Genomic DNA, 12196 nt, shown 5'->3' on the forward strand with positions numbered 1-12196 from the left:
TAACGTGCTACTTTTTCACTCACTAGTTTGGGGGGCAGGCGATTTTCGCCGTAGTCGCATCCGCATAAACCATTTCGATTCCACGTCCGCTAATTAAGTTTTTAACAAAGTCCTAATGATAATTCAAGATGGGCTTTGCGACTCGTTCAAGTTAGAGTGGCCTCTGCCGAAACCGGAAAGTTGGATAGGGTAATGCCGTGGAAACGCCGTGAGTTTCTGGGTTTGGCCTCAAGCGGCCTGCTTAGCACTGCCTGGCCTGCTCTGGCGCAGACCGAGCGGGCAGAAAGTATCCGTGCCTTCTCTATAGTGCTCACAGGCGTGCACCCGTCTTTGCCCGAAAACGCCCTTGGGTCGTTGATTTTTGCGTTTTTGTCACAGGGCGTGGCCCTGTCGGTTGAGATTGAATTCGAGGAATTTGCCAAACACACAACAGAGGGCACTCACCCTGTCTTGTCGATGCTAAGTGATACCGCATCGCAGAACCGGACATTTGTTGAAATCGTACCATCAACGCGGCAGCTGATGCAGAAGACGGGGTATTTCAAGGCACGCACTCTATGGAACCTGCGCTCCGAAATCGACCGGCTTTTGCCCGGCGCGATGGTGTCAGCTGCTCAGCCTGCACATTTTTCAACGGTGTCGACCGACACGCTAGAGGGTGATTTGCGGCAGGACGGGCTGCGAACTGGTGGCTGCACAACTGTGATCTATGATGCCATCGATCTGCCAGAACGCGAGGCACTTCTGGGGCCTGCTGCGGTCCTTATGCTGCCATTGAAGGCGCGTCTTGATTTGTGGGCGGCGCAGGAAAGAATGAACTCTGCACTGTTTTCGCAGTTGGGGGATGGCACTGCAATTGCAATCAATGTCGCGGAGCTACCCATTAATCCCGCGCGGGCCTATGAGATCGGGCAGCGTATCGCGGCGGGAGTCAATCGCGCACGGCTCTCCGGCTACCTTTTGTCCGTGCTTCCGCGAGAGATCTACAAGAGATGTTGCGCATTTCTGCCGAACCATTCGCGTCACTACGTCATACTGCCTGAGCTACCGAGGGATGCCGACGCATATAGTACACTTTTGGCGCAGGCGCGCGGGCGGCTTGATGTCGATTGTGTGACTTTGGTACGAGGAGCAGAGCGCCGGGCGGATGGCACCTTGCTGGTTGAAACGCGTGATGGTGAAGAGCTGCGGCTTGGTGCCCCTGGGTTGGCCGCTGATGGCGAAGCGGTCGAAGGCCCGCTTTTTTTTGCTGACGAGGTGGCCCCCCAGCGGGGAGATGTGCGCCACCCGGATGCGGTGTTTGTCCATAGGGCCGATACTGTCGGCAAGATTGTTGCCAAGGTTCCCACCGCAAACGGCATATGCCTGAATTATCCGACCCGGATCATTGATCCCGCGCATGAGCTGTTGCTCGAATCTCGCACAACGCTGAAAGCCGCAAGCCTGGTGCCGCAACCTTCGATCTTTGACGATGCCATGATGGCCGACGCTCGCCTGGCCTACGCATATTTGGAGCAGGCGGAGATAAAGGCGACAGGATTGGCGCTGACGGTTCGCAAGCGGATCAATGGGAAAGCCTTCAATAACTCTGAGATCACCATGTGGGACGTCGGCAGTCTGATCCTTGGCCTGCTTGCTGCAATTGACCTGGAGCTGGCTCCGGCTGAAACCATTTACCGCCGTATCCGCAAAATTTTTCGCAGTCTGCCTGTGATCAAAGATGCAGAGATGGCCTATCCGCCAACGCTGATCAATGTGCGGGATACTACAATTAATAGGCGGGGGTTTGATGCTTGCGATTTCGCACGGCTGACCAGCGCGGTGACACGCGCCGCGCAACAGCCCCCCTTGGCCGAGGCCTGCGCGGATCTTGTAAGTCGTTGGAACATAACAGGCTTGATGCAAGGCGGGGTGCTCAACAACATTCTGAAGACCCGTGTTCAATCCTCGTATTTGTCACATTGCGCTCATTACCAGGCGCGCGTTCTTCCACTCATCGGCCAGGCCAACACGCGTTCTCCTTATCGCGAGGCTTTTGTGGGGAGCACAGTGGCGGACCGGACCGTCAACCTGCTCTATACAGTTGATCAGATTGGCATCTTGCCAACCGAACCGCTGCTCTTGGAATATGTCGAGCTGGGGCCGTCTGCCGAATGTGCGGTGCTTACGGATGTCTTTCTGGGCGCGATGAAGCATCATTTCGACCTGACGGGCCAGCTATTGGCCCCGTCCGAGACCCCGATCGACACTGCGCCATGGTTTGTCTACCAAGGGTTCGATCTGGGTCACGAAACGCGCTGGAATGTCAGCTATCGCAAGGGCAGAGACGTGTTCTTCGATCCTGTTGCCACTAGCCCATATGGAATTTTTTCGACCAAAGCTGCCTATCTATGGTACGCCGTGCGGCCTTGTGCTTTTACTCGTCAAATGCTGGATTTGGCACAAAGCCGTGCCCGAATTGATGATTTCGGGATGAGCAGTGGGTTGTTTCTGGATGGGTATACTCAGATGAAGAACCATGCGGACCTGAACACAAACGGCATCGTGTTGCAGGCGCTTGCGCATCTGAAGCGCCGCGCCCGCTGACGGTCAGATTGGGTTTATCCGACGGGGCCAAACACTTGACATCCGCTGGCCGAAATCTCCCCCCGCGCAACGGGGTAACCGCGGCGCGGGTTCAGGCGGATAGGTTGCATCCCGGTTAGCCGATTCATGCAGCGTTGCGTATCCCGTACAGAATTGCGCTTACCTCCGATGTAGATATCCAGCCAGGGGCGGCCCTGTTTGCCAGTGTAGCACGGACCGTTTTGTGGTTTGTGCCCATCCCCGCAAACATCTTCGACGATGGCATATTTGCGCAGTCTCTCAATGTAAAAACGCGTTCCGGCGGGAAATTCCAGAGTTTGACGCCCTCGGCGGATCGCATGGCCAACTGCGATGGTAATGGGGTCATTGTACGTGCCGGTGCCCCCTGCCTGTCGCCGCAGCACAGGACGCGCAATCGCGGCGCTGCCCGGCGGCGTGTTGTCCCAGTAACTGTAACCGGTCAGATAGCCTTCAAACCGAACTTCTGTTCCTTGCCGAACAAACTGTTTCAGCTGCGCCTTGATATCGTTGTTGATGCTTTGTGCCGGAAGCATGCCCGCGCAAATGCTCATCATTGTCAGTGCGGCGGCAGCCACAGTGGTCTTTCTGAAGGCGGAGTTCCATATCGTCGACATGACATGTTCCTTTTCGAGGGTGGCCTCGTGTTTGAGTTCCGACCCAGAGAGGGTGGCGCGCGGGCAATCCACTAGGGAGCGTTCGCTTTTGAACGGGCGACTGTTGCGCGATGTGCTGTTGCCCCTGTCGGCAATTTGTTGTTGTGCGGTTTTCTAAGGGCCGGTCTGATGACTTGTCCTCTAGCGAAAGGTCGAATCCGCTCGGCGCTACCTCACGATTGACGTTGAGCGGATACACCAGATGAGGAGCCTTGCTCAAAGCAGGCAGCCCTGTTGTGGCGGGATCTCTCCCAAGCGTCGGCGGATTTCAGGAGGTGCTATTTCTGCTGGCCACTTGCGCTTCGCGCAGATCGAGCACACGGGACTTGTGCCTTCGTCGTTTCCAGCGAGATCCAGGCTGGCCAGTTATGATTCGCCGCTCCAAAGGAAATACCGTGCCCGCACCGGTCAACGCGTATGTCCGCGCACCGGTGCCTGTATCTACCCGGAACGTCATTCGACCCAGTGGGATGGTTGCCTGTATGAATTGCCCTGCAGTGTGCGTGACTGATAGTTGTAGCGTAGCCCCGCATTTTTCATTTTTCCCGAAATGGTCTAGAGAGTTTAGAAGTCGGAGGCGCGCTGGGCTTGAAGCGAACGTGTGCTTATGATTGGTCGGGTGATACCGTCGTTTTCGATCTGTCATCCAACCCTCCTGATCCTGGTGCTAATGCTGCCTCCGCAGGCCTCACTAGAGGCAAGATTGCGGTGTCTGACATTGATGATGAGGGGAAGAACTTAAAATCGGCCTTAACTGATCCGATTCGGAAAGATCCAATTGCGGACAATTTGATTCAACGGCGGTTCATCGCTGACAGTTCCAGCTATCAGGCCAATACTGTTTCCAATTTGCCAACGATCAACGCGAATCGGCGGCAGCTTGTTCGGTTCACGATTCGGTATTCGGTCACGAGCAGGGCCGTTGGTTTGGAATATCGGCGTCCCGATTGGCAGATTGGTGACCGCGAAAGCTTGCAAAATTGTCGGGCATGATCACTTAGTCTGCGGGCTTATCAACCCGATGGACAAGCGATTTTGGCTCGTGCTGGAGAACTAAATCTTTGTGTTCTCCTGTTACGAAAACGCGAGGGCTGCTGCATGGTCCACCTACAAAACCGCCACCACGGCAAAGGGCATGGCATCCTCCCTTTCTTGTATTGGGGCCGCCCGCATTTGCGATCGGGGGCCAAGACTAAGTCTACGGCGGTCTCGGTAACGAGACCGTCCATGATGCGACAGAGGCCGAAGTTCGGCTCCCGTTTTGGGACGCAGACAGGACGTGTGCGGCTAAAACTGGGGCGGCGTCGGCGCAGTTCAGTCCGATGGCTGGGAGATCAGCGCCGCAGCAGATCCAACCGACATACAGTCCAGCGACGTTATCACGAGGGTGCGGCAGGGGACGCCAAGACCCCAAAAGGGCGGATCACCATTTCCCTATCAAATCCGGGTCAGCCTGGCACCTCGGATCCGGCGCTGGAGTTTGACCTGATCAGCACAGGCCGGGCCAAGCGGATCGACTTCACCCTCTCATCGGCGGCGTTGTCCGTCCTCTCCCCGACCCGGCAGGTGGTGGCGCGGCTTGAACGCGCAGATGGCTGGCTGATCGCCCGCGGCAGCACCACATTGCCGACAGGCTCGCCGATCCATATCACCCTCAACAAGGTGATGTACTGACAGGACTGTCCTGACCGGCAGAAAGGGGCGCCATCCCCCCGCCCCCGTGCCCCGGCCTATTGCTCTAAGCGGGGCATCGGCCTAACATGACACCGCTACCGGGGCAGCCACCAGGTCCGCGGAAAGCCGTCATCGGCACCCCAAACCACATCAGACGACAGCCTTCTTCGGTATGTCTCATGCTCGCACATAGCGGACCGTCGGGCGTTGAATGAGGACACCGATGACCAAATCTCTGGACCAACTGCGCCGCGACGCAAAGGCGCTGCGCAAAGCCCATCACTCCCACGACACAATCGCCCTGCAGCGGATCGCCAGCCAGCGACCACGCAAACCTGAAACCCCGCTGAGACATGCCGACTATCTGCAGGTGATCGCGCGGGAAAACGGCTTTCCTTCCTGGCCTGCTCTCAAACTCGCGGCGGAGTTGCTGGGGATGGATCTTGCCACCAAACGCCAGCGTCTGCGGGGCGCGCTCTATGCCGGTCACTTTGCGGTTGCGGATCAGCTGCTGGCAGACACCCCGGCGCTTGCGGATGGCGATTTTGGCCTCAGCCTCAGCCTGCTGCGCAAGGCCGAGGTGCTGGCGGCACTGGACCAGCCCACGCAGCATGCAACGGCGCTGATCGGCGATGTTGCCCCACCGATGACCATTCTGGCGCGCTCCCGATGGATCCACCACGCTCCGGAGCGGAAGGCGGATATGCTGGCCATCGCCGAGGCGCTTCTTGCGGCTGGTGCGGATATCAACCTTGGTGCGCCGGTGCATGACGGCAGCGACCACCGCCTGTCGCCGCTCTATTTTGCGATTGGCCATGCCGACAACATGGCGCTGGGGCAATGGCTGCTGGAGCAGGGCGCCAACCCCGATGACGGCGAAAGCCTTTATCACGCAACCGAACTGGGGCATCACGACGGCCTGCGGATGTTGCTGGCCCATGGTGCCGAGCCGGAGGGCACCAACGCGCTGTTGCGGGCCATGGATTTCCATGACCTGCAGGCGGTGCAGCTGTTGCTGGATCACGGTGCCAAAGTTGACGCCTTTGACGGGCGCCCCGTTGGCGGTGAGACGCCTTGGGTGGTGCCCGCGCTGCATCAGGCCGCCCGCCGCATGGCCGACCGGCAGATGATCACGCTGCTGCTGGACAATGGCGCGGTGCTGAACCGCCGGTTTCAGGGCGCGACCCCCTATGCCTATGCGCGTGTCTTTGGTAACCGCGATCTGGCGCAGCTCTTGGCAGAGCGGGGCGCGGACACAATCCTGACCCCGGTGGAGGAGGCCCTGGCAGCCGCCGCAGAGGATGCGCCGCAGGGGGCTGTTTTATCGCCCGAGGCGATCCCGGAAGCCTACCGCGACATCATTCGCCAGATCCTGCATCTGCCCGGTAAGCTGGATCATATCCGGCGGCTGGTTGCCATCGGCGTCGATTATGACCGCCCCGACAGCGAAGGGCTGACGCCTGTGCAGGTTGCAGGCTGGGAAGGGGTGGCCGAGGTTCTGCGCTATCTTTTGAGCCTCAAACCGGATCTTACCCATGTGAACGGCTACGGCGGCACGCTGCTGTCGACCATTCTGCATGGCGCGGAAAACTGCCCTCAGGCGGCCGCGCGCGACCACATCGCCTCTTTGGACCTGGCACTGGGCGAAGGCATCGCCCTGCCGCGCCGCGCGATTGCGCTGACAGGCGTGACAGAGGTGGCGGAATTCCTGATGGACTGGGCAGAGCGACATCCCGATCAGGTTGTCAACGGCGGGGTTGTCTGACCGTTAAGGGTGGAGGCATGTCCGGCAGCGACAGGCAAGGGTGAGATACAGCACCATACCCCCTCAAAGGGCCGACAGCCCCCGGTTGTCTTTGGCCTGGGTCTTGGGGTATCGCAGGGGGAGCCGGGCGATGTGTCGACGGGAGCCAGAGGTGTGACTGGGCACCCCTGTAACCGCTGCCCCTGACCCCTGTGGGCGCCGTTGTGTCGCCTGTCTTCTGTCCTGCCGCCGTGGAGCGTTTTTATGACCATAACCCATCTTGTGACCCATTCCGGCGGGTTTCATGCCGATGAACTTCTGTCCTCGGTGATCCTGACCCGCCTGTTCCCCGATGCGGAACTGATACGCTCGCGGGAGGCTGCATGGATCACGCCGGCGGCGGGGCGGATCATCTATGATGTGGGCCAGGCCTATGATGGGGGCGCGCAGATCTTCGACCATCATCAGCGCCCCAATCCCCTGCGCGAAGATGGCCAGCCCTACAGCTCCTTTGGTCTGATCTGGCACCATTTCGGGCGCGATTACCTTCGCAGCCTCGATGTGCCGGAGGCCGACATTGACACCATCCATCACAGTTTTGATCAGAGCTTCGTGCTGCCGGTGGATCTGCTGGACAATGGCGCGATTGACCCCGGTGTTGCCGGGCCTCTGGCGGGGATGACGCTGCCGGTGTTGCTGGAAACCCTGAAGCCGGTGTTTGATGACCGTCGCGATGGCGCGGATGATCAGGCGTTTATGGCAGCGCTGCCGGTGGCACGCGCCTTTGTCGAGGCGGCGGTCAGGGGTAGGGCTGCAAAGCGGCGGGCCGAGACCATGGTCATGTGTGCCATCGAGGCTGCGGGGGAGGCCAAAGTGCTGGAGCTGCCAATGGGGATGCCGTTCCGTTCAGCGGTAGAGAAGGCGGGCGCGGATCACCTGCTGTTCGTGGTTCATCCGCGCGGCAGCGACTGGACGCTGACCACCATCCGCAAAAGTGGCGACAGTTTCGAGAGCCGCGCCGATCTGCCTGCCGCCTGGGCTGGTCTGACGGATCAAGCGCTTGAGGCGGCCTGTGGCGTCAAGGGGGCAAAATTCTGCCACAACGCCCGTTTTATTGCTGTCGCCAGCACCCGCGCTGCGATCATGGAAATGGCACAGCGCGCCGCATCAGAGGCCTAATATGCAGCCCAGGTTCCAGCAGACGCCTATCTGACAGGCAGCAGAGCCTCGACTGATGTCGTGCCTTCGTGCAACAGAGCCGTCTGTGCAGTCTCGTGAATACGTCAGCCCCCCTGTCCAATTGTTTCGCGTGCGAAACATTCGGGCAGGCGTGTTGATACTTTTTCTGGGCGTTGCGCAGGCTGCGGGCGCGGATATCTGGTGGCGCTGCAACAGAAGTTTCGGCGGGGTTAACAGGAACCGACCGTAGGCGTGCGCACGGTGCATCCGCCGACCATAGGTTGTTCTGCACCGCCGTTGATGAAGCCAAAGCGGGTATGGGATGCGGTTTTTGCGCCGCCGCCGGTGCTTTTGTAACCGGGGTGGGCATCAGGTCTTGCCACGGAGGCAGGGCGCCGCTACCCCCTAATCACCCAGCGAAACGTCAGGCAGAACATCAACCGCAAAAGCGGAGACGGGACATGATTCTGCGACGAACTGCTGTGTCGACCTTTGCCCTGCTGGCCTCTGTGCCGGCAATGGCTGACGTTGTCGAACTGGAACCAATTATTGTAACTCAGGAAACCGGTGGCGCCTTCTTTGGCAAGAGCGTTTCTCTTGATACCGGCACTGTGGCCAAAACCGGGGATGCCATCGCCGAGACGCCTCGCTCGGTCACGGTGGTGACTGCTCAGGAGCTGGCGGCGCGCGGTGCCCAGAATGTCGAACAGGCGCTGCAATATTCTGCCGGGGTTGTGGGCGGCCAATGGGGGCTGGACAGCCGCGCCAACTGGTATCTGGTGCGTGGCTTTGACGCCAGCACCCTGCACGACGGGCTGCCTGCGCGTTATGGTTTTTACAATGACACCAAGCCGGAACCCTTCCTGCTGAACAGCGTCGAGGTGCTGAAAGGGCCGTCCTCCGGGCTGTATGGCAGCGGCGCAGTGGGCGGCGTGGTGAACACCACATCAAAGACCGCCGCACAGGAGGCGGAAAATCTGTTTCAGGTGCAGGTCGGATCTCATGACCGCAAACAGGCGGCGGTGGATGTCAGCGGTGATCTGAACGCCAGCGGCACTCTGCGCTATCGCTTTGTCGGTCTGCTGCGTGATGCGGAAACACAGGTTGATCATTCGCAGGATGATACTGTTGTGCTGGCGCCGTCGATCACCTGGCGGCCCAGCGACGACACGGAGCTGACCATTCTGGCCAACTATCAGAAAAGCGATGGCAGCCCGCTGATCCAGTTTGCCTCCATGGCGGGTACGCTGCTGCCTGCGACCGGGCTTGGCAATGGCGATTACCTGCCCAACAGCCTGTTTGTGGGGGAGCCGGGGTTTGATACGTTCAACACTGAACAGCGTGCCATCACGGCGATGTTCAAACATCGTTTCAACGCGGTCTGGAGCCTCAACGCCAATGCGCGCTATCTGGAGAGTGACGGCGAATACCAGCATGCCTGGTGGGCCTTCGACAACTTCGGTTCTGGCCGGTACAATCCCGATGGCACCATCAACCGGACCTTCTACCGGGCTGAAAACACGCTGAAGACCTGGGGGTTTGATGCCTATGGCACGGCGGAATACCGGCTTGGTGGCTTTGATATGCGCACCATTATCGGGGCGAGCTATACGCGCGGCCATTACGACAGTGATACAGGCTACGGCGCACAGGTTGGCCCGATTGATCCGTTCAACCCGGTCTATGTCGGTTACCCGACGGTCTCGGTGACGGATACGCCGGGGACCTCCATCACCGAAACCGGCGCTTATGTGCAGCAGCGTGCCAGCTATGATGACCGGCTGTTTGTCGATTTTGGTCTGCGCTATGGCAAGATCGAGAGTGGGCCGAGCAATGGCAGCTTTGGTGCGACCAGCATTGCGGCCAGTGACAGCGAATGGACCGGCAATGCGGCGGTGATGTACCGCTTTGACAACGGCATTGCCCCCTACATTAGCTATGCTGAGAGCTTCCGTCAGGACGCCATTGGCAGCGATGTGAATGGCAAGGCGTTTGAGCCGACCCGTGGCGAGCAGTATGAACTGGGTGTGAAATTCCAGCCTGCAGGCAGCGATACGCTGCTGACGGCGGCGGTGTTCGATCTGACCAAATCCAATATGACGGTGGCGGATCCGGGCAATCCGGGCTTCCAGGTGCAGACCGGTGCCGCCTCGGCCAAGGGGTTGGAGCTGGAACTGTTCCACCGCTTTGGTGATCTGACGGTGGATGCGGCCTATACCTATCTTGATAGCGAAGATGCCGAGGGCGATTATATCGCGCAGGTGCCGAAGAATGCCGCCTCGCTGTGGCTGAACTACGCCCCTGAAGCGGGTGCCTTGCAGGGCTGGAGCTTTGGTGGCGGCGTGCGCTACAACGGCGAAGCCTGGGGCGGGACCGGGACCTATCTGACGCCATCCTATACGCTGTATGATGCGGCTGTTTCCTACGGTCAGGACAATTGGCTGGTGTCGCTCAATGTGCAGAACCTCACCGATGAGCGCTATGTCACCACCTGTCAGGGCGGTGCCTGCTACTTCGGCGACGGGCGAAACATTGCCCTGACACTGACATCGAAGTTCTGAGCCTTAGCCACGGCTAAGGGGGAACGGCACCTGCGTCCGCAAGATCTGCGGGCGCAGTTTTTTTGGGCCGTGTGGGCCACCTGGGTGAGCAGAAATGAAAACGGCCCGCATGAGAATTGCGGGCCGTTTGGGAATTGCCATGGACCTGACGGGTTATTTTGAGAAAGTCATTGGCAGGTTGAAGGTCATCTGATTGAGCGTCAGCTGCTTGGGGGCGGCGGGAAATTTGCGGGCGCGCGCCACGGCCTTCAGCGCGGCCTGATCCAGCGCTGCATTGCCGGAGGATTTGGCGATACGGTGGCTGATCAGCTGACCATTGCGCGCCACGGTGAGGCGCAGCAGCACCCGTCCGGTGGCGCGGGTGCCAGAGGTCCTGCGTTTGTTACGTTCGACGCGGGCGCGGATTTTTGCGCCCCAGATGGATTTGAGTTTCGCCTGTTGCCCGGCTTGTGCCGTCGCAGCGGCGGCGCGTCCGGCCTGACCGGCCTGTCCGCCACCACCCGAACCGGCGGCACGTTGTTCGCTGCGGCCTGCAGAGGTCTGCGCGGCCTTCGGCGCGTCCTGCGGGGTCGGTTCCTGTTTGGGGCGCGGTTTTGCACGGGGTTTTGCGCGGGGGCGCAATGTCGGATCCGGTTCCGGCTGCGGTTTGGCGACCGGCGGAGGTGGGGGCGGCGGTGTCGTGTCCAGTTGCAGCCTGTCGTCGGGCGTGGGCTTGGCAAGGGCGATCTGCCGTGCGGCGCTGGGCGCCTGGGCCAGTTCGAACTGAGGCACCACAGGGGCGGTCGGGGCGGTCTGCGGCGGTGTCAGGGTGGTGTCGATCTGCGGCTGGGTCTGCGGCGGGCGCTCCCAGGTTTCGACCATCTTTGCGACGGTGGCGCTGGCAGCCTGCACCGAGACCATGGCATCGCCGCCCCCGCCGCTGGCCTCAGCGCCGGATTTCGGCGCGCTGACAAAGAGCGCCACGTGAATCACCGTGGCGATCCCGGCAAAGACGGTGAGTTCGGCGGCACGTTTCATTGCGGGCGCACCACCAGTTCGGCGTGGGTCAGCCCGGCCTCGGCCAGTTGTCGCAGGATCCGCGCCAGATCTGTTGCCTGCAGCCGCGCATCGGCGCGCAGCTGCACGGTTTTGCCGGGGGCGCTGGCAAGTCGGCTGAGCGCAGCGCGGCCTTCGCTACCATCAAAATGCAGCCGTCCCGTGGCATCGATATAAAGCACATCATCGGATTTGGCCTCGCCCTCCAACCCGGCGTCGGGCGGGGTGACCTCAAACGGGTCAGGCTGGGCGAGGCGCGAGGTCATCAGGAAGAAGATCAACAGCAGGAACACCACGTTGATCATCGGCACGATGGATTCACCGCGCGCGCGGCGGGGGGGATCGGTCAGGTCCATGGGGCCTCCTCACTCCACCAGAACAAAATTGGTGAACCCCGCCTGCCGGAGCAGGCTGGTCACATCGGTGATGCGTTGCAGATCGGCCTGATCCCGCCCGCGCAACACCAGCATATCGCCGGGGCTGTCCATCAGCGGGGCCAAGGCCTCGGCCAGGTTGCTGTCGGCCACCGGCAGCCCGTTCAGATCCAGATTGCCCGCGCCGATACCGATCAGCCGGGGCGGGCCGGTGTAGCTGCCGCCCTGACCTGCAAGCGGCAGGTCCAGCACCGCATCGGTGCCAAAGCGGGACGCCAGCATGAAAAACACCAGCAGCAGAAACACCACGTCGATCATCGGCGTCAGGCTGGGTTTGCGCCGGGGTTTCGGGGCTTGGATGAACTGCAT

The 12196-nt window shown here is 60.4% G+C and carries 10 protein-coding genes; 6 read left to right on the plus strand and 4 right to left on the minus strand.

Going from position 1 to position 12196, the window contains the following annotated elements; all coding sequences use genetic code 11:
* Positions 1 to 192: 192 nt before the first annotated feature.
* Positions 193 to 2586, plus strand: a complete 2394-nt coding sequence (locus tag PhaeoP97_RS00755; RefSeq protein WP_072503446.1) for a DUF3131 domain-containing protein — start codon at positions 193 to 195, stop codon at positions 2584 to 2586.
* Positions 2587 to 2600: 14 nt separating this feature from the next.
* On the opposite strand, the gene PhaeoP97_RS00760 is transcribed toward PhaeoP97_RS00755, so the two are convergent.
* A complete protein-coding gene (locus PhaeoP97_RS00760; RefSeq protein WP_072506232.1) occupies positions 2601 to 3221 on the minus strand; it encodes a hypothetical protein in 621 nt (206 codons plus the stop codon).
* 747 nt (positions 3222 to 3968) lie between these two features.
* On the opposite strand from PhaeoP97_RS00760, the gene PhaeoP97_RS00765 reads away from it, so the two are divergent.
* From PhaeoP97_RS00765 to PhaeoP97_RS00785, 5 genes are all read left to right on the plus strand, one after another.
* Positions 3969 to 4253, plus strand: coding sequence for a hypothetical protein (locus PhaeoP97_RS00765; protein ID WP_072503447.1), 285 nt, complete (start codon positions 3969 to 3971; stop codon positions 4251 to 4253).
* Positions 4254 to 4487: 234 nt separating this feature from the next.
* Positions 4488 to 4934 carry a hypothetical protein gene (locus PhaeoP97_RS20585; protein ID WP_237028966.1) on the plus strand — a complete coding sequence of 149 codons (447 nt, stop codon included), beginning with the start codon at positions 4488 to 4490 and terminating at the stop codon, positions 4932 to 4934.
* Positions 4935 to 5157: 223 nt separating this feature from the next.
* Positions 5158 to 6699 (plus strand): ankyrin repeat domain-containing protein, encoded by a 1542-nt coding sequence (locus tag PhaeoP97_RS00775; RefSeq protein WP_072503449.1) that lies wholly within the window; start codon positions 5158 to 5160, stop codon positions 6697 to 6699.
* Positions 6700 to 6942: 243 nt separating this feature from the next.
* Positions 6943 to 7857 (plus strand): MYG1 family protein, encoded by a 915-nt coding sequence (locus PhaeoP97_RS00780; RefSeq protein ID WP_072503450.1) that lies wholly within the window; start codon positions 6943 to 6945, stop codon positions 7855 to 7857.
* Positions 7858 to 8318: 461 nt separating this feature from the next.
* On the plus strand, positions 8319 to 10418 hold the full coding sequence (locus PhaeoP97_RS00785) for a TonB-dependent siderophore receptor (RefSeq protein WP_083570280.1): 2100 nt from the start codon (positions 8319 to 8321) through the stop codon (positions 10416 to 10418).
* Between the two features lie 153 nt (positions 10419 to 10571).
* Here PhaeoP97_RS00785 and PhaeoP97_RS00790 read toward each other — a convergent pair whose 3' ends face one another.
* From PhaeoP97_RS00790 to PhaeoP97_RS00800, 3 genes are read right to left on the minus strand one after another with little or no spacing between them, the layout of a single operon-like run.
* Positions 10572 to 11435 carry an energy transducer TonB gene (locus PhaeoP97_RS00790; RefSeq protein ID WP_072503451.1) on the minus strand — a complete coding sequence of 288 codons (864 nt, stop codon included), beginning with the start codon at positions 11433 to 11435 and terminating at the stop codon, positions 10572 to 10574.
* Positions 11432 to 11809 (minus strand): ExbD/TolR family protein, encoded by a 378-nt coding sequence (locus PhaeoP97_RS00795; RefSeq protein WP_072503452.1) that lies wholly within the window; start codon positions 11807 to 11809, stop codon positions 11432 to 11434. Before PhaeoP97_RS00795 ends, PhaeoP97_RS00790 begins: the two co-directional genes overlap by 4 nt.
* A 9-nt stretch (positions 11810 to 11818) precedes the next feature.
* Positions 11819 to 12196: an ExbD/TolR family protein gene (locus PhaeoP97_RS00800; protein ID WP_072503453.1), complete on the minus strand. Its 378-nt coding sequence runs from the start codon at positions 12194 to 12196 to the stop codon at positions 11819 to 11821.

It is taken from the genome of Phaeobacter porticola (assembly GCF_001888185.1).
Lineage (GTDB): Bacteria > Pseudomonadota > Alphaproteobacteria > Rhodobacterales > Rhodobacteraceae > Phaeobacter > Phaeobacter porticola.

Excerpts from the sequence above, each read along its gene's own strand:
- PhaeoP97_RS00755 (WP_072503446.1), top strand. The coding sequence starts at position 193 with ATGCCGTGGAAACGCCGTGAGTTTCTGGGTTTGGCCTCAAGCGGCCTG.
- PhaeoP97_RS00760 (WP_072506232.1), bottom strand. The coding sequence starts at position 3,221 with ATGTCGACGATATGGAACTCCGCCTTCAGAAAGACCACTGTGGCTGCC.
- PhaeoP97_RS20585 (WP_237028966.1), top strand. The coding sequence starts at position 4,488 with ATGATGCGACAGAGGCCGAAGTTCGGCTCCCGTTTTGGGACGCAGACA.
- PhaeoP97_RS00775 (WP_072503449.1), top strand. The coding sequence starts at position 5,158 with ATGACCAAATCTCTGGACCAACTGCGCCGCGACGCAAAGGCGCTGCGC.
- PhaeoP97_RS00780 (WP_072503450.1), top strand. The coding sequence starts at position 6,943 with ATGACCATAACCCATCTTGTGACCCATTCCGGCGGGTTTCATGCCGAT.
- PhaeoP97_RS00785 (WP_083570280.1), top strand. The coding sequence starts at position 8,319 with ATGATTCTGCGACGAACTGCTGTGTCGACCTTTGCCCTGCTGGCCTCT.
- PhaeoP97_RS00790 (WP_072503451.1), bottom strand. The coding sequence starts at position 11,435 with ATGAAACGTGCCGCCGAACTCACCGTCTTTGCCGGGATCGCCACGGTG.
- PhaeoP97_RS00795 (WP_072503452.1), bottom strand. The coding sequence starts at position 11,809 with ATGGACCTGACCGATCCCCCCCGCCGCGCGCGCGGTGAATCCATCGTG.
- PhaeoP97_RS00800 (WP_072503453.1), bottom strand. The coding sequence starts at position 12,196 with ATGCAGTTCATCCAAGCCCCGAAACCCCGGCGCAAACCCAGCCTGACG.